The sequence below is a fragment of the Shewanella frigidimarina genome, assembly GCF_003797125.1.
GTDB lineage: Bacteria > Pseudomonadota > Gammaproteobacteria > Enterobacterales > Shewanellaceae > Shewanella > Shewanella frigidimarina.
The window spans coordinates 49,425-65,657 of sequence record NZ_RKKE01000002.1 but is presented as its reverse complement, the minus strand read 5'-3'; the positions used below and the strand labels follow the sequence as shown (position 1 = coordinate 65,657).

The following is a 16,233-nucleotide window of genomic DNA, read 5'->3' as shown; positions in this document are numbered from 1 at the left end:
ATATGTGCAAATGAAGTAGGGCATGATATTGAACATTAAAGATAAAGCTTATGAACTGGTCATTTTCGATTGGGATGGCACCCTAATGGATACCGTAGGTAAAATAGTGTCTTGTATGCAATATGTAGCACAAGAATTAATTTTACCTATACCCACTGAGCAACAAATTAGAGATGTCATCGGTTTATCTTTACCTAAAATCATGCCGATTTTATTTGCTGGTCATCAAAACCATCAACAGATTATTGATTGCTATCGACGTCATCATGTTGCCAATGAGCAACCTACACCTCTATTTGAGGGGGTAGAGTCGCTCATTAGTAATCTACATGCGGCTGGTTATCAATTAGCTGTTGCGACCGGTAAAGGACGAGATGGCCTAGATAAGGTATTAGCATTAACAGGCTTAGGGCAGTATTTTCATGCCACACGTTGTGCAGATGACGCTAAAAGTAAACCGCACCCTGAGATGCTGCATTCATTATTGAGTCATTTTAATGTCGCTGCCGACAGAGCCATTATGATTGGAGATTCCATTCATGATTTAACGATGGCCAATAATGCTGGTATGGCGAGTATTGGTGTGAGTTATGGTGCGCATAATGAAGCTAGATTGAAAACGTTAAACCCACGTGCGATTGTCGACCAGCCTCTGGCGATACATGACTACCTTTAATTTTTCTGGATAATGCTTTGCCAGAGACGTAATACAGCGTCGAATTATAAGTGTTCGACGCTGTAAAACATAAGCCTTTATATGCTGCTTAGTTTATCTCGGTGTTAAACCTCTTATCGTCACCATATCAAGCGCAAACGTTATTACCTTAACGAATACACCCTTATTAGATTTGGTATCAATATTAATTGATTGAGCATTCTGGTGCTTGGCTGAGAATATCGACACCGTGCTGTGAGAGTAAATCAATAAGTTTAATTAATGGTAGTCCAATTAAGCTATTTGGATCGTCACCTTCTAAACGGTTAAATAAGGCAATTCCTAATCCTTCGCATTTAAAACTCCCTGCGCAATATAGTGGCTGTTCAGCATCCACGTAATAGCGAATTTGCGCAGTAGATAAGTGTTTAAAATGAACCGTAAACGGTTCGACACAAGATATCATTTGCTGATTGGCACTATTGAATACAGCAAGACCAGTATAAAAAGTAATAGATTGACCAGATGCCGAGCTTAATTGAGCTATCGCATTGTCTACAGTATAAGGTTTACCGATAATCTGACCGTTAATCAACGCGACTTGGTCTGAACCTATAATTAATTGCGGTACCGATGTTTCATCAATTAAGTTCGCTCCAGCTAATGCTTTTTGCTCTGCTAAGCGCTTAACCAATGCTAACGCTGTCTCATCTTTTATTGGCGTTTCATCAATATCTGGGTTAACACAAGTAAAAGGCTGCATTAATTTTTGCAATAGCTGCTGGCGAAAAGGTGAGGTTGAAGCAAGTACAAGATTGAATTTCATTGGTTTTGTTTCATTATTGAGTGGCTAATAACAGAATATTAGTCAGTTTACTGTATTCATCTATGCAAATGGATCATTTTTCTCGAGTAATGCTTGTGTGATGGGGTTTGGTTCGGTAAAATTTGCCAACTTTCAAATTCAATGCCGGATTTAAAGAGTACCTAAAGTTCCTAGTTAGGTGAGATTACCGTATTTACGGAAATTTTCTTTGACTCCAGCGTTTTCAAACTATAATATGCGCGCCTTATGCAAACAGTAAAGATACCGGTTTCAATTGATCCTATACGCGCTGCTTCAAGTGGCCTTCGATACGAAGGTATCATTTTAGGTAAGCAACTAAAGCGATTAAGCGAGTTATGTGCCGGCGACTGTTCCGACGTAGTTGTGTCGTTGGAATGTGGCGTCGATTTACAGGGGATAGTCTACCTTCGCGGGAAGGCTGTGACGGAGCTCACTCTGCTATGTCAACGTTGCATGACACAATTTACTACCGAGGTTACGGTCGACTTTTGTTTTAGTCCTTGTAAGACTGAGGCAGAAATCGATGAGCTCCCGGATGCGTATGATCCAATTGAGTGTAATGAGATTGGTGAAGTACGTCTGCATCAATTGATTGAAGATGAATTGATAGTCGCTATGCCTATCATCCCGATGCACGATGATAATAGTTGTAAGTCTGGATCGAAAGATATAGTTGTAGGCGAGATCGAACCCGCTCATGAGGAGCGTCCAAATCCGTTTGCAGTGTTAGAAAAACTGAAGAGCAAGTAATCGTAGGAGACAGGTCCAATGGCTGTACAACAGAATAAAAAGTCACGTTCAAAGCGCGGCATGCGTCGTTCACATGATTCATTGAGCACTGCTCAATTATCAGTAGACGCTACTAGCGGTGAATTACATCTACGTCACAACGTGACTGCTGATGGTTTTTACCGCGGTAAAAAGGTTATCAACAAGTAATTTGTTGATTATCTGATGACAAATCTGACGCTTGCGTTAGATGCGATGGGGGGCGACCACGGTCCCCACGTGACAGTGCCTGCAGCGATGCAGGCACTGAAATTTCATACCTCTTTAAATATTATTTTGGTTGGCGATAAAACCGAAATAGAAAAATACCTCCCTCAAGCTCATTCAGCTGATTTATCCAGAATTGAAATAATCCACACCATTGAAGTCGTGACAATGTGCGATAGGCCCATTCATGCTTTGCGTTCACGTAAAAACAGTTCTATGAGAATAGCGCTTGAACTTGTGCGTGACGGAAAAGCGGAAGCCTGCGTTAGCGCTGGTAATACTGGTGCGTTGATGGCAATGGCTAAGGTGTTATTAAAAACATTGCCGGGTATTGATAGACCCGCTCTTGTTTCTTGCTTACCGGCAATGACGGGCAAGCCAGTTTATCTGCTGGATTTAGGGGCCAATGTATCTTGTGATTCTGAGACCTTATTCCAGTTTGCCATTATGGGATCTGTCTTATGTGAAGCCGTCCATAAGAAATCTCGTCCTAAAGTCGCTTTGCTTAATGTGGGTATTGAAGCCATTAAGGGGAACGATCAGGTTCAACAGGCCGGACAAATTTTACAGCACACCGAACAAGTTAATTATATTGGCTTTGTCGAAGGTGATGAGATTTACACTGGTAATGTGGATGTGATTGTTTGTGATGGCTTTGTCGGTAATATCACCTTAAAGACTTCTGAAGGCATTGCAAAACTTTTAGTACATCAATTAAAACGCGGCTTAAATGACGGTTTTTTTGTTCGTTTACTCTCCAAACTCATCGCTCCACGCATACAAGCTGTTCTTAGTAAGATGAACCCCGACCACTATAACGGTGCAAGTCTGATAGGATTGCGCGGAATAGTAGTAAAGAGTCATGGTAACGCGGATGAAGCTGCATTTTTACAAGCATTAAATTTAGCAGCAACAGAAGCAAAACGTCGTCTTCCTGAAATGATTAAAGATCGTTTGGAGTCGATTCTTTTAGACATCAATAGCTGATCTCATATATGCACACAAAAATTCTCGGAACAGGTAGCTATCTACCTGTGCAAGTTCGTAGCAATCAAGATCTCGAAAAAATGGTTGAAACCAGTGACCAATGGATTGTTGACCGAACCGGTATTTCTGAGCGGCGCATTGCTGCATCAGACGAATCGGTTTCAACAATGGGTTATCAAGCGGCACTAAAAGCGCTTGAAATGGCAGGAATCGAAGCTAGCGATCTCGATATGATTGTTTGTGGAACCACCAGTGCATCAAACGCATTTCCTGCAGCTGCATGCGAAATTCAGGCCCTTTTAGGCGTTAAAAATATTCCTGCCTTTGATATTGCTGCCGCGTGTTCTGGATTTATCTATGCTTTATCGGTCGCGGATCAATTTGTAAAAACAGGTTCTGCTAAAAAAGTACTGGTTATAGGTTCTGACGTATTGTCACGGATGTGCGATCCTGCTGATCGCTCTACCGTCATTTTATTTGGCGATGGCGCCGGCGCAGCGATTATTGGCGTTAGTGATACACCTGGTATCATTGCTACGCATATCTATGCAGATGGCAGCCAAGGGGATTTATTAAAATGTTCTTTCCCTCCTCGTGCTAACGAAAGTTCTGAAGCTGTTGGCTTTATGACCATGAAAGGCAACGATGTTTTTAAAGTTGCAGTTACCCAGCTGTCTAATGTGGTCACTGAAACCTTGCGTCTTAATAATGTCGATAAATCAGAAATTGACTGGCTAGTGCCGCATCAAGCTAATTTCCGCATTATTAATGCCACGGCTAAAAAGTTGCACATGAGTCTAGATAAAGTCGTGCTGACTTTAGCGAGACACGGTAATACTTCTGCCGCATCGGTGCCTATCGCATTAGATGAAGCGGTGCGTGATGGTCGAATTCAGCGTGGACATTTATTACTACTCGAAGCATTTGGCGGTGGTTTTGCTTGGGGCAGTGCTTTAGTTCGTTTTTAATTTTCAAATTAATTTTATACAGGTAAGCGTTTATGGAAAATGTTGCTTTTGTATTTCCTGGCCAAGGTTCACAGGCTGTAGGAATGTTAGCTGAATTAGCTCAATCTAACGATGTTATCGGCAAAACCTTTGCCGAAGCGAGTGACGCGTTAGGTTATGATTTATGGGATCTTGTTGCCAATGGCCCAGCTGAAACCTTAAATGAAACAGATAAAACCCAACCAGCATTGCTCACTGCAAGCGTGGCTATTTGGCGTGCATATCAAGCATCTAACAAGACTATGCCTTCTTTATTAGCAGGCCACAGCCTTGGTGAATATTCTGCTTTAGTATGCGCCGGTGTGATTGAATTTACCGATGCCGTTAAATTAGTTGAGCTACGGGGGAAATTAATGCAACAAGCTGTACCAGCAGGTTCTGGTGCCATGTTTGCCATTATTGGTCTTGATGATGATGCTATTGCTAAAGCATGTGCAGAGTCTGCTGAAGGTAGCGTGGTAAGCCCTGTTAACTACAACAGCCCTGGGCAAGTCGTGATAGCCGGTGAGAAAGCGGCTGTTGAACGCGCAGCAGCAGCATGTAAAGCTGCTGGGGCCAAAATGACAGTAGCATTGCCTGTGAGTGTGCCATCACATTGTGCACTAATGAAGCCAGCCGCTGATGAACTCGCTAAAGCCTTAATTGAAGTGACATTCTCAGAGCCTACCATTAATGTTGTTAACAATGTTGATGTGGCCATGCCGACGGATTCACAGGCAATTAAAGATGCATTAGTGCGTCAGTTATATTGCCCAGTGCGTTGGAGTGAGTCTGTTGAATTTATGGCGACACAAGGTGTTACAAAATTAATAGAGTGTGGACCGGGTAAAGTATTAACCGGTTTAACAAAAAGAATTAATAAATCGATATCCGCTCAAGCGGTCAATGATGCTGCTTCATTTGCTGCATTAGTCGAATAAAGGAGTTGATATGAGCTTTAGCATTAATTTAGACGGTAAAGTTGCCCTAGTAACAGGTGCTAGTCGTGGTATTGGGCGTGCGATTGCTGAATCATTAGTACAAGCTGGTGCGATGGTTATCGGTACTGCAACCAGTGAAAAAGGTGCTGCGGCGATTCAAGCATACTTAGGTGACAAAGGCTTTGGGATGGTGTTAAATGTCACTGATTCTCAATCTGTTGCTGATTTATATAGCCAGATCAAAGAAAAAGCAGGTGAAGTTGATATTCTTATCAACAATGCGGGTATTACCCGTGACAATTTATTAATGCGGATGAAAGATGATGAGTGGCAAGATATTATTGACACGAATTTGACATCCCTATTTAAATTGTCTAAACCAGTAATGCGATCTATGATGAAAAAACGTTTCGGACGTATTATCAGTATCGGTTCTGTAGTAGGTACAATGGGTAATGCTGGCCAAGTAAATTACTCGGCAGCTAAAGCTGGTTTGATCGGATTTACAAAATCTCTTGCAAGAGAGGTTGCATCTCGTCAAATAACAGTGAATGCTATTGCACCTGGATTTATCCAGACAGACATGACAGATGAGCTGACAGTTGAGCAGCAACAAGCTATTATGTCGCAAGTTCCGATGGAACGATTAGGGCAAGCACAAGAAATTGCCAATGCAGTATTGTTTTTGGCCTCGGATTCAGCCGCTTATATCACAGGCGAAACATTGCATGTGAATGGCGGTATGTACATGGTTTAAGGGCGATAGGTAGGCAACTACCTTCATTTGAGTCAGTGTTAGAGACAATTCAATGTTAATTTTTGTGGTTAGACCACAAAATCTAAGCTTGCATTGTTATCTAATTCGAATAAACTACTCGCAATCTTACGCAAGTGCGTAATTTGAATAGGAAAGAAAACTAATGAGCAACATCGAAGAACGTGTAAAGAAAATCATCATCGAACAACTTGGCGTTAAAGAAGAAGACGTTAAATCAGCTGCTTCTTTTGTAGATGATTTAGGCGCTGATTCTCTAGACACTGTTGAATTGGTTATGGCTCTAGAAGAAGAGTTTGATACTGAGATCCCTGACGAAGAAGCTGAAAAGATCACTACTGTTCAAGCAGCGATCGATTACGTTTCTAAGAATCAGTAATCAAGAATTCACAAAAACAGGCGGCATTTATGCCGCCTGTTTTTGTTTAAAGCATTTGTAAACGCTCGTTCCATTTTATTGCATTAGAACATCCCTCCTTATACTTCTTTAGCTAAATCGCAATAATGGCATCGTGGCAGATTTTATTTAAAGGTGAATATCATGTCTAAACGTCGTGTCGTCATCACAGGTCTTGGCCTAGTGACTCCTGTGGGTAATGATGTCGAGTCTACTTGGAATGCCTTATTGGCAGGTAAGAGTGGTATTGCTCCAATCACTAAGTTTGATGCTAGTGAATTTGGTACTCGTTTCAGTGGCTCTGTGAAAGATTTTGATGTCGAACAATACCTAACCAAAAAAGATGCTCGTAAAATGGATTTATTTATCCAATACGGCATGGCTGCAGGCATTCAAGCAGTAAAAGATTCAGGCTTAGATATGAGCCAAGAAAACCCAGCTCGTATAGGTACCGCTATTGGTGCTGGTATGGGGGGGATGTGGTTAATTGAACAAGGCCATTCTGCATTATTAAATGGTGGACCACGTAAAGTGTCACCCTTTTTTGTGCCAAGCACTATTATCAATATGATTGCCGGACACTTGTCGATTATGTATGGCATGACAGGTCCTAACTTTGCCGTGACTACAGCCTGCACTACAGGTGTTCACAATATTGGTTTTGCTGCACGTACCATTGCTTATGGTGATGCTGATGTGATGGTTGCCGGTGGTGCAGAAGATGTGACGAGCCCATTAGGTGTCGCAGGTTTTAGTGCCGCTAAAGCATTATCTACTCGTAATGAAGATCCAACAGCAGCAAGCCGTCCTTGGGACAAAGACCGTGATGGCTTTGTCATTGGCGATGGCGCGGGTGTGATTGTGATGGAAGAGTTCGAGCGTGCTAAAGCGCGTGGTGCAAAAATTTACGGTGAGTTAGTCGGTTTTGGCATGAGCGGTGATGCATTCCACATGACATCACCACCAAGTGATGGTGCAGGCGCTGCGGCTGCAATGGTCAATGCCATTAATGATGCACAGATCCAAAAAGAACAAGTGGGTTACATTAATGCTCATGGCACTTCAACCAATGCAGGCGATAAAGCTGAAGCTGCCGCGGTTAAATCGGTATTTGGACCACATGCTTATGATGTATTGGTGAGTTCGACTAAATCCATGACCGGACATTTATTAGGTGCAGCAGGCGCTGTTGAAGCCATTATTACTTTGCTTGCACTGCGTGACCAACACGTACCGCCAACAATCAACTTAGATAATCCAGATGAAGGGTGCGATTTAGATTTTGTTGCCCACACTTCACGTCGACATCAGTTTGACTATGCCTTATGTAATTCATTTGGCTTTGGTGGCACAAACGGTTCGTTACTGTTTAAGAAAATTTAATCGAGTTAATGCCAAAAAGGGAAGATGAAAATCTTCCCTTTTTTATTTGTTTTTTGTCACATTAGTATTTATCAATTCCCGTTAAATGATGATTTAGCGTAGACTGATAAGTAATGAAACTTAGTTAATAGGATCTATTATGGCCGGTAAAGATAGACAACTTACATTACGTTTTTTGGCCGAACCTGCAGATGTCAATTTTGGCGGTAAGGTTCACGGTGGTGCTGTAATGAAATGGATCGATTTAGCTGCTTATGCAGCTGCAGCAGGCTGGAGCGGTAAATATTGTATTACTGTTTATGCTGGCGGCATTCGATTTGTTAAGCCTATCCATGTGGGTAATATTGTTGAAGTGACTGGTAAAGTTATTTATACCGGTACAACGTCTATGCACATTGCCATTGATGTAAAAGCAGGCGATCCTAAAGAATCTGAACGTCATCTGACAACCCACTGTATTGTTATTATGGTAGCAGTAGACGATGAAGGACATCCGACATCGGTTCCTGAGTGGATACCAGCTACCGCTGATGATGTTCGCTTACGTGATAGTGCATTGAGACTAATGGATATGCGTAAGCGTATCGGTGCCGAAATGGAAGCTCACGTTAAACCTTCAGTTGAATAAATAAGGGGAAATCATGGCCAAGGTAGCATTTATTGGTTTAGGCGTTATGGGGTTCCCGATGGCGGGGCATTTGGTTAAACAGGGTCATGACGTTACTGTTTATAACCGTACAGGGGCTAAAGCGACTCAGTGGGTTGAACAATATGGTGGTAAGAAGGCTGATACACCAAAAGATGCCGCCCAAGGCCAAGACATTGTTTTTACCTGTGTGGGTAATGATGATGACCTACGTCAAGTAGTATTAGGTGAACATGGGATTGTGCATGGTATGCATGCTGGTGCTATTTTAGTTGACCATACAACCGCTTCAGCAGATGTTGCACGTGAAATTGCCGCGCACATTGAGCCACTTAACATCGCATTCTTAGACGCGCCAGTTTCAGGTGGTCAAGCCGGTGCCGAAAATGGTGCGTTAACGGTGATGATGGGTGGTGACCAAGCTCATTTTGATACTGTTAAACCCGTCATATCGGCATACAGCCGTTGCGCTGAATTGTTAGGGCCAGTTGGGGCGGGGCAGTTGACTAAAATGGTTAACCAAATTTGTATTGCTGGTGTAGTGCAAGGCCTCGCAGAGGGACTTCATTTTGCTAAAAGTGCTGGTTTAGATGGCTTGAAAGTGATTGAAGTGATCAGCAAAGGCGCGGCACAAAGCTGGCAGATGGAAAATCGCTATAAAACGATGTGGCAAGGTCAATATGATTTTGGTTTTGCTATCGATTGGATGCGTAAAGATTTGGGTATTGCATTAGATGAAGCCCGTCGTAATGGTAGCCATTTACCGGTAGCCGCATTAGTTGATCAATTTTATTCTGAAGTTCAAGCAATGAAAGGTAATCGCTGGGATACTTCTAGTTTACTTGCTCGCTTAGAAAAGTCTCGCAGTTAATATAAACACTAAGTTGTTATATGTGTAAATGTAGCCCCAATATCGATTGGGGCTTTTTATTGGCTATAAGCCAATGTATTAGCCTTTGCTGTATTAGCTTGTTTCTGCTCTTAAGATGATTTATTGACTAAAAACCATCGAGTTACATGATGTAGCGCACATCTTCATCTAATTATCGCTGCTATTATTACTTAATCTAAATTAATTTTGCTTAAAGTGGATTGATTAACTACGTTTATATTGTCAGTTAATTTGAGATTGTTTATAAATCTTTGATAAACGGTTTATAAACAAAGTTGTTGAATAACCCTTAAGCAAAGTGTCGTGTTGCAGTGTGCTGATCCGCGTCAGATAAAAGAATGCGGACACACACTAAATTGGAGGAATGAATGGTGAGCAATAAACTACTAAGTGCATTGTTTGCGGCTGGTTTCGCGGTAATGATGATGTCTTCTGCATCATTTGCTGCTGATGAGACCCTCGCAGAGTTTCACGTTGAAATGGGTGGCTGTGAAAACTGTCACGCTGATGGTGAACCATCAAAAGATGGCGCTTATGAATTTGAACAATGTCAAAGTTGTCATGGTTCACTAGCTGAAATGGATGATAACCATAAGCCACATGATGGGTTACTTATGTGTGCTGATTGTCATGCGCCACATGAAGCAAAAGTAGGCGAAAAGCCAACATGTGATACATGCCACGATGATGGCCGTACTGCAAAATAAGTTATCTTAGATAGCTTGAAAATACCGACATAATGTCGGTATTTTTGTTTTTATTCCTCAAGAGTATACATCTCACTTTTATTTTTATACCTCTTTATAGGTATTTAAAGTCTTTTGATTTCAATTAGATGCGCTACATAACAGCGCAGTCAATGCACTTTTGTTGCGCAAATGTTGTAATGCTTTATTTATCTAAATATCCATTTCTATTATAAATCAGTGAGTTAATTTTCTGGCACAGCTTTCGCAGTACCTTACCCATGAGATAGTCAAAGTGAAAGGGTAGATGTATGTCAGTGGTCCAATCAAGTTGTGCTTATTGTGGTGTCGGATGCGGTGTTAGCGTGTCTTCAAATAAACCGAATTGGACCGATGTCGATGCTGCAGATTTAATACTAGTTGGTGACAACAAGCATCCAGCTAATTACGGTCATTTATGTGCCAAAGGTGAACGCTTACTCGACAGTTTAGCCCAACCCAATGTACTGCGTTACCCTAAACTTCGTTCTGGTATGCCACTTGATTGGGACAAGGCGAGCACCTTAATTGCTGATACCTTTGCGCAAACCATTGCAGAACATGGTCCAGATTCAGTCGCACTGTATCTTTCTGGCCAATTACTCACTGAAGATTATTATGTTGCCAACAAGTTTGCTAAAGGTTTTTTAAAAACGGCTAACGTCGATACTAACTCACGCTTATGTATGTCGTCAGCAGTGAGCGCAATGCAGCGTGCCTTTGGTGAGGATGTAGTTCCTGGATGTTACGACGATCTAGAGCAAGCTGATGTGATAGTGCTTGTAGGGGCCAATACAGCTTGGACTCATCCCGTTATTTTTCAACGAATTTTAGCCGCAAAAAAAGCCAATAATGCTCAGCTAGTGGTAATCGACCCGTTATCAACAGCCACAGCAAAACAAGCAGACTTACATTTAGCCATTAAACCGGGCGCTGATTTAACCTTATTTCATGGCTTACTCGGTTACCTAGCAGATCAAAATCGTGTCGACCACGCGTATATTGCCGCACATACAGAAGGCTTTGATACTGTGGTTTTGCAGGCGCAACAATTAAGTGCCAATTTAGCCGATCTTGCCACGCAAGTCGGTGTTTCAGTCACTCAGCTGACACAATTCTATCAACTTGTAGCCAACAATAAAAAAGTACTTACGGCATCTTGTCAGGGGGTTAATCAGTCAACCATTGGCACCGATGCAACCAATGCGATGATTAACTGCCACCTCGCGTTAGGGCACATTGGTCAAGCTGGTTGTGGTTTTTTTTCGTTAACAGGGCAGCCTAATGCCATGGGCGGTCGTGAGGTTGGTGGGTTGGCCACTCAGTTAGCGTGTCATATGGGGTTTTCACAACCGGAGCAGCAGTTATTAGCTGATTTTTGGAAAGTTGATAGTATTGCGGATCAAAAAGGATTGGCTGCAGTTGAGATGTTTGATGCCCTTGCCGAAGGTAAAATCAAAGCGATTTGGATTATGGGCACAAATCCTGTGGTGTCTTTACCCAACAGTGAAAAAATTGCACGGGCATTAGCAGATTGTCCTTTTGTGGTGGTGTCTGAAATCAGTCCTGATTCTGATACCGCCAAATTTGCTGATGTATTACTCCCCGCTCAAGGTTGGTCCGAAAAATGCGGTACCGTCACTAATAGTGAACGCACTATTACTCGTCAACGCGGCTTTATCACTGCCAAAGGGCAAGCTAAACCAGATTGGTGGGCCGTTAGCCAAGTAGCTAAGAAAATGGGCTTTGATGGTTTTGAGTTTGATGACAATGCCAGCATATTTAGCGAGTTTGCAGCCTTATCGGCGAAGGTTAAACAGGTTTTTCCAACTAAGGTATTTGATCTTACTGGGCTAACAGAGTTATCCAAAGCACAATATGATGCATTGGCACCGACGCAATGGCCTATTGCTTCGGCAACTCAAATTGGTCAACAAAACGTGCGTGTTTTCGGCCTAGGTGAATTTGCTACCGCAACGGGTAAAGCGCAGTTTGTCGCGCCAGCCGCTAATGTATCGCAGCAATTATTGCCGAGTAACACGCTATTATTAAATACTGGCCGCAGTAGAGATCAGTGGCATACCATGACTCGCACCGGGCATATTGCTAGCCTACGAGCCAGCATTCCAGAACCAATAGTTCATCTGCATTCATCACAACTCAGTGCATTGTCGTTAACAGAAGGTGGCTTTGTCCGCATTGAAGCTATTCAAAATCAAATTGAACAAAACTCTGCAGAGACTGCTAACCCTGACCTTATAACCCACGCTTCATTCACGATGGCTCGCGCCGTTGTCGATGATGAAATGCCGGCAAATATGATTTTGATGTCGATGCATTGGTCTGCACAGTTTTCGCTGACAAAAGGCGTGAATCAAGCATTAGATGCACGTGTCGACCCAATATCAAAACAACCTGGGTTTAAGTGTCAACCCGTGGCATTAACCCCTGTTGAACTTGCGCTGCAAGGGGTGGTTTTTGGTCAACACGACTCTTCTGCTCACGGGCTATGTTGGCAAGTTGCACAAACGCTAGAGAACGGAGTGTGTCATCACATCGGTTTTACTGATACCGACGACGGCTTTGCCTACCAAGCAACAGCGCATTCACTAAAATGGACTTTAACGGTAGATGACCAGCCTTTATATATCCAATGCAATATGGATAAAGGATTACTTAAGGCATTAAAAGTGTTGTCTCACACTCAAGTGAATGTGGCCTTAAATCAGATGAATGATTTTATTGGTAAACCTGTAGACCAGCCGTTAATGAAGTTACTACATCAGCAAATAAAGGCCGGTAACAGCTCGTTAATCTGTGCTTGTACAGGGGTAACTGAAGCGAACATTAATGACGAAATCAATCAACAATTTAATGATCAAGTCATGAGTGACGGTTTTGCGAATATCAGTTTTGAGCAGGCGTTAGATAGCACCCAGTTATTACTCGGCTGCGGCCGTCAATGTGGCAGTTGTCATAGTGAAGTTAAGCAGTGTGCCAAGCAGAGTTGGATAGATGCCTTATCTTATTGCGAATCTTATTCCGACATTGACCATCAACCATCAGTAGCAGAGGACGTAGCCTAATGAAAACAGTAGAAGCAATGATAAAAGGTCATCAATCTATAAATGCTTTAGGGCATGCCGCAAATGAATTACACGCGGGTGATGTGGCTATTGTTGGTGCGGGTTGTGGTCAATTAGAGTTAATGACACTTAGGGCCGCTAGAATAGTGGCACAAGCTGAAGCGTTGGTGTTTGACAGCCTGGTGAGTAGTGACATTTTGACGTTAGTAACCCCGAGTTGTCAGCGTCACTTTGTGGGTAAACGCTGTGGTCAACCGAGTAAAAAGCAAGACGATATTAATGAATTATTACTGACATTGGCGCAGCAAGGATTAAAAGTGGTGCGCTTAAAGGGCGGCGATCCGCATATTTTTGGTAGAGGTTCAGAAGAAGCGCATTACCTTGCACAAAATGGTATCCGGTCGCAATTTATTCCAGGTGTTACAGCAGCGTTAGGTTGTGCATCAAGTACCGGCATTCCATTAACGTATCGTGGTATGGCCCGCAGTGTCACACTGATCACCGGCACCAAAATGACCGATGCCGATAATGCCAATGCTCCAACTCAGTGGCAAGCATTGTTAGCGGCGCAATCTACGTTAGTGTTTTATATGGGTAAAGAACAAGCACAAAGCATTTCAGTTGGATTACTTGATGCTCAATGTGGCGCAAATTTGCCGGTAGCGCTAGTCACCAATGGTGGCAGGCCGAATCAAATTGTCACTTATGCCACAGTCGCTTCTATGGCCGATGCAGCGTTAACCATTAAAGACTCTGGGCCGACGTTAATCATCATTGGTGACGTGGTGTCTGTTGGTCAACAGCTGAATGCTTTACTTGCCGATATTGACGTTGATGCAACACAACCCCCATTAGAATATGGGTACGAGGCTTTATATGCCTAAAATGGGTGAGTTAACGCTGACATCCGTGGATGAGTTTGACTTTCGTTTGTTGATAAAAGCATTAGGTAAGGGCGAAAAAGGCTCTCGTGCATTAACGTTTGACGAGGCATGTTTGCTGCTTGAAGGTTTTGCTAAAAGAAAAGCAACGCGCGCACAAATGGCCAGTGCCATGATGCTCATGCGCGTGCGCGGCGAAACGACTGAAGAAATATCAGGCATGGTGGCCGGTTTACGTCGCACTGTAGACAAAGATTGGCATTCGCTTGAGGTCGATATCGACTGGCCTGTGTATGCGGGCAAGCGCGAGCAGTTACCTTGGCTTTTACTCGTCGCTAAGTTATTAGCAAAACAGGGTGTTCGAGTGATGTTACACGGTGACAGCCAAGCTCTACCTCATCGCCGCCATGTTGAATCATGTTTAGCGTCGCTTAATATTGCGTGTTGTACTACACCGCAAATGGCCAAAGCGGCGTTGCATTCAGATAACATTGTTTACGTATGCGCCGGTGATTTAGCCCCTGTGTTAGATGAGTGTCGCCAATTACATCAAGAATTAGGTCTACGCAGTTTGATTCAAACCGCAGCGCGTTGCATGAACCCAACTAATGCACCAATAAGCCTTCGCAGTTATTTTCACCCTGGATTAGATACGGTACACCAAGGAATATGCGAAATTTTATTTGAGAAAAGCGAATATCACGCCGGCAGTGTGGCTATTTTTAAAGGCTTACAAGGTGAAACCGAGTGTAATCCAAGAGTGGCAACCACGATAACTGTCGTCAACGGACAGACAGATAATATAGCGGTATCGAGCTTATCTATCCCTACGTTATTAGAAGGCTTTTCTGGTGAAAAAGTGGGCCAAGCTGAATTGTCTAGCGATATTCTTGCGCTTCTATGGCGCGAACAAGAACCTTTTTCTGCAGATGCGCTGACAACATTAATGTCACGCACCATGATTGAGCAAGCGCTTAGCAGTGTTACGGCCACTTTGGCTGCTGTGCTGTTATTACTGAGTCGTAAATCAGCTATGACGGAACCCAATACAACTGCAATTATTACAACAGAACAAGCAGTTAATTTAAGCCAACAATGTTGGACAAACCGTTTTAATACAGCAGATAGTCCACTAAAACAATGGCGGAACAGGGTGTTGTTATGCGCAGTTTAATATTTTGTGACTCGAGTTTCTCGGCCGTTCCAGTAGTCGATTGTGAAATTGTACAGTACCAAGCTTGTTTGGCTGCGTTTGGACATGTCACTGTGCTGACTTCTGTAAGCCAAGTTGAGCAACGATTACACCAACAAACATTTGATACCTTGTTGATATTAACCGACACATTGCACGCTCAAATCCAAGCACTAATCCAACGTACATTAACAAGCAAGCCTATGGTAATAGTTGTCAATGCCAAAACATGGCAGCAGACAGCATTAACCGAGTTACTTGATTGTGGTCGCATCACTTTTATTCCAGAGACGTTGAGTGTTAATCGCTTAACCAGTGTCATTAGTTTGGCTCAAGCACGTTTTAATGCTGCGAGTAAAACGCTAGTCGAATTTAAGAAATTGGCTGATGAAATCCGCAGTTTAAAATTGCTTAGCCAAGCAAAATTAATTGTTATGGCGCAAGGATTTGATGAAACCAAAGCACATCAGATTATTCAACAACAAGCGATGCAAAAAGGTTTGTCATTGGCACAAATGTCGGCGCAAATTATTGCTGTCGTTACTCGGAATCATAGTCCTGTAGAACCACTTAACACCGTGGCGAACAATGATGGTGCGCCTCATTTTGGTGCGGTTGTGACTAATATGGACAACCATAGACCGTTCAGTAAAGATTGTTGATTTTTTAAAACAAATTAATCAATAGGTTAAGTTTGTTTTGTAGTTGGCATAGAGCCTGCAAACAATACTTATAATGAATAAAGTATCAGATTGACGATAGTGTGAACGGCAGCAACTAATTGGCTCGTTTACCTCAGCAGTTTATTTTAAAAATTTGGATCTCAACAGGCAATGGCGCCAAC

The 16,233-nt window shown here is 42.7% G+C and carries 17 protein-coding genes; 16 read left to right on the top strand and 1 reads right to left on the bottom strand.

Going from position 1 to position 16,233, the window contains the following annotated elements; translation table 11 throughout:
- Nucleotides 1–22: 22 nt before the first annotated feature.
- A complete protein-coding gene (locus tag EGC86_RS05330; protein ID WP_123776879.1) occupies nt 23–676 on the top strand; it encodes an HAD family hydrolase in 654 nt (217 codons plus the stop codon).
- 184 nt (nt 677–860) lie between these two features.
- On the opposite strand, the gene EGC86_RS05325 is transcribed toward EGC86_RS05330, so the two are convergent.
- Entirely contained in the window at nt 861–1,481 is a 621-nt protein-coding gene (locus EGC86_RS05325) for a Maf family protein (protein ID WP_123776878.1), read from the bottom strand.
- 246 nt (nt 1,482–1,727) lie between these two features.
- Here EGC86_RS05325 and yceD point away from each other — a divergent pair, with 246 nt between their 5' ends.
- The 15 genes from yceD to EGC86_RS05250 all read left to right on the top strand — a co-directional run bounded on the left by yceD (nt 1,728) and on the right by EGC86_RS05250 (nt 16,051).
- Entirely contained in the window at nt 1,728–2,252 is a 525-nt protein-coding gene (gene yceD, locus EGC86_RS05320) for a 23S rRNA accumulation protein YceD (protein WP_011636966.1), read from the top strand.
- An 18-nt stretch (nt 2,253–2,270) separates the two neighbouring features.
- A complete protein-coding gene (rpmF, locus tag EGC86_RS05315; protein WP_011636967.1) occupies nt 2,271–2,441 on the top strand; it encodes a 50S ribosomal protein L32 in 171 nt (56 codons plus the stop codon).
- A 15-nt stretch (nt 2,442–2,456) separates the two neighbouring features.
- The gene (gene plsX, locus EGC86_RS05310) at nt 2,457–3,485 is read left to right on the top strand and encodes a phosphate acyltransferase PlsX (protein ID WP_123776877.1); all 1,029 of its coding nucleotides are present in this window, start codon (nt 2,457–2,459) and stop codon (nt 3,483–3,485) included.
- Between the two features lie 8 nt (nt 3,486–3,493).
- The gene (locus EGC86_RS05305) at nt 3,494–4,453 is read left to right on the top strand and encodes a beta-ketoacyl-ACP synthase III (protein WP_011636969.1); all 960 of its coding nucleotides are present in this window, start codon (nt 3,494–3,496) and stop codon (nt 4,451–4,453) included.
- Between the two features lie 32 nt (nt 4,454–4,485).
- On the top strand, nt 4,486–5,412 hold the full coding sequence (fabD, locus tag EGC86_RS05300) for an ACP S-malonyltransferase (protein WP_011636970.1): 927 nt from the start codon (nt 4,486–4,488) through the stop codon (nt 5,410–5,412).
- 10 nt (nt 5,413–5,422) lie between these two features.
- Nucleotides 5,423–6,169 carry a 3-oxoacyl-ACP reductase FabG gene (gene fabG, locus EGC86_RS05295; RefSeq protein ID WP_011636971.1) on the top strand — a complete coding sequence of 249 codons (747 nt, stop codon included), beginning with the start codon at nt 5,423–5,425 and terminating at the stop codon, nt 6,167–6,169.
- A 163-nt stretch (nt 6,170–6,332) separates the two neighbouring features.
- Nucleotides 6,333–6,566 (top strand): acyl carrier protein, encoded by a 234-nt coding sequence (acpP, locus tag EGC86_RS05290; RefSeq protein ID WP_011496723.1) that lies wholly within the window; start codon nt 6,333–6,335, stop codon nt 6,564–6,566.
- 162 nt (nt 6,567–6,728) lie between these two features.
- On the top strand, nt 6,729–7,967 hold the full coding sequence (gene fabF, locus EGC86_RS05285) for a beta-ketoacyl-ACP synthase II (RefSeq protein ID WP_123776876.1): 1,239 nt from the start codon (nt 6,729–6,731) through the stop codon (nt 7,965–7,967).
- Between the two features lie 139 nt (nt 7,968–8,106).
- Nucleotides 8,107–8,595: an acyl-CoA thioesterase gene (locus EGC86_RS05280; protein WP_011636973.1), complete on the top strand. Its 489-nt coding sequence runs from the start codon at nt 8,107–8,109 to the stop codon at nt 8,593–8,595.
- Nucleotides 8,596–8,608: 13 nt separating this feature from the next.
- Nucleotides 8,609–9,484, top strand: a complete 876-nt coding sequence (locus EGC86_RS05275) for an NAD(P)-dependent oxidoreductase (RefSeq protein WP_123776875.1) — start codon at nt 8,609–8,611, stop codon at nt 9,482–9,484.
- Nucleotides 9,485–9,876: 392 nt separating this feature from the next.
- Nucleotides 9,877–10,212, top strand: a complete 336-nt coding sequence (cctA, locus tag EGC86_RS05270; protein WP_011636975.1) for a tetraheme c-type cytochrome CctA — start codon at nt 9,877–9,879, stop codon at nt 10,210–10,212.
- 290 nt (nt 10,213–10,502) lie between these two features.
- Nucleotides 10,503–13,316 carry a nitrate reductase gene (locus EGC86_RS05265; RefSeq protein ID WP_123776874.1) on the top strand — a complete coding sequence of 938 codons (2,814 nt, stop codon included), beginning with the start codon at nt 10,503–10,505 and terminating at the stop codon, nt 13,314–13,316.
- A complete protein-coding gene (gene cobA / locus EGC86_RS05260; protein WP_123776873.1) occupies nt 13,316–14,200 on the top strand; it encodes a uroporphyrinogen-III C-methyltransferase in 885 nt (294 codons plus the stop codon). The genes EGC86_RS05265 and cobA overlap by 1 nt, the downstream gene beginning before the upstream one ends.
- On the top strand, nt 14,193–15,371 hold the full coding sequence (locus tag EGC86_RS05255; protein ID WP_165872355.1) for a glycosyl transferase: 1,179 nt from the start codon (nt 14,193–14,195) through the stop codon (nt 15,369–15,371). Before cobA ends, EGC86_RS05255 begins: the two co-directional genes overlap by 8 nt.
- Complete coding sequence (locus EGC86_RS05250) at nt 15,359–16,051, top strand: ANTAR domain-containing response regulator (protein WP_165872354.1); 693 nt, start codon at nt 15,359–15,361, stop codon at nt 16,049–16,051. Before EGC86_RS05255 ends, EGC86_RS05250 begins: the two co-directional genes overlap by 13 nt.
- The last annotated feature ends 182 nt before the right edge of the window (nt 16,052–16,233 follow it).

Bases quoted from the DNA above. Each gene is read 5' to 3' on its own strand.
- EGC86_RS05330 (WP_123776879.1), top strand. From the start codon at position 23: ATGATATTGAACATTAAAGATAAAGCTTATGAACTGGTCATTTTCGAT.
- EGC86_RS05325 (WP_123776878.1), bottom strand. From the start codon at position 1,481: ATGAAATTCAATCTTGTACTTGCTTCAACCTCACCTTTTCGCCAGCAG.
- yceD (WP_011636966.1), top strand. From the start codon at position 1,728: ATGCAAACAGTAAAGATACCGGTTTCAATTGATCCTATACGCGCTGCT.
- rpmF (WP_011636967.1), top strand. From the start codon at position 2,271: ATGGCTGTACAACAGAATAAAAAGTCACGTTCAAAGCGCGGCATGCGT.
- plsX (WP_123776877.1), top strand. From the start codon at position 2,457: ATGACAAATCTGACGCTTGCGTTAGATGCGATGGGGGGCGACCACGGT.
- EGC86_RS05305 (WP_011636969.1), top strand. From the start codon at position 3,494: ATGCACACAAAAATTCTCGGAACAGGTAGCTATCTACCTGTGCAAGTT.
- fabD (WP_011636970.1), top strand. From the start codon at position 4,486: ATGGAAAATGTTGCTTTTGTATTTCCTGGCCAAGGTTCACAGGCTGTA.
- fabG (WP_011636971.1), top strand. From the start codon at position 5,423: ATGAGCTTTAGCATTAATTTAGACGGTAAAGTTGCCCTAGTAACAGGT.
- acpP (WP_011496723.1), top strand. From the start codon at position 6,333: ATGAGCAACATCGAAGAACGTGTAAAGAAAATCATCATCGAACAACTT.
- fabF (WP_123776876.1), top strand. From the start codon at position 6,729: ATGTCTAAACGTCGTGTCGTCATCACAGGTCTTGGCCTAGTGACTCCT.
- EGC86_RS05280 (WP_011636973.1), top strand. From the start codon at position 8,107: ATGGCCGGTAAAGATAGACAACTTACATTACGTTTTTTGGCCGAACCT.
- EGC86_RS05275 (WP_123776875.1), top strand. From the start codon at position 8,609: ATGGCCAAGGTAGCATTTATTGGTTTAGGCGTTATGGGGTTCCCGATG.
- EGC86_RS05265 (WP_123776874.1), top strand. From the start codon at position 10,503: ATGTCAGTGGTCCAATCAAGTTGTGCTTATTGTGGTGTCGGATGCGGT.
- cobA (WP_123776873.1), top strand. From the start codon at position 13,316: ATGAAAACAGTAGAAGCAATGATAAAAGGTCATCAATCTATAAATGCT.
- EGC86_RS05255 (WP_165872355.1), top strand. From the start codon at position 14,193: ATGCCTAAAATGGGTGAGTTAACGCTGACATCCGTGGATGAGTTTGAC.
- EGC86_RS05250 (WP_165872354.1), top strand. From the start codon at position 15,359: ATGCGCAGTTTAATATTTTGTGACTCGAGTTTCTCGGCCGTTCCAGTA.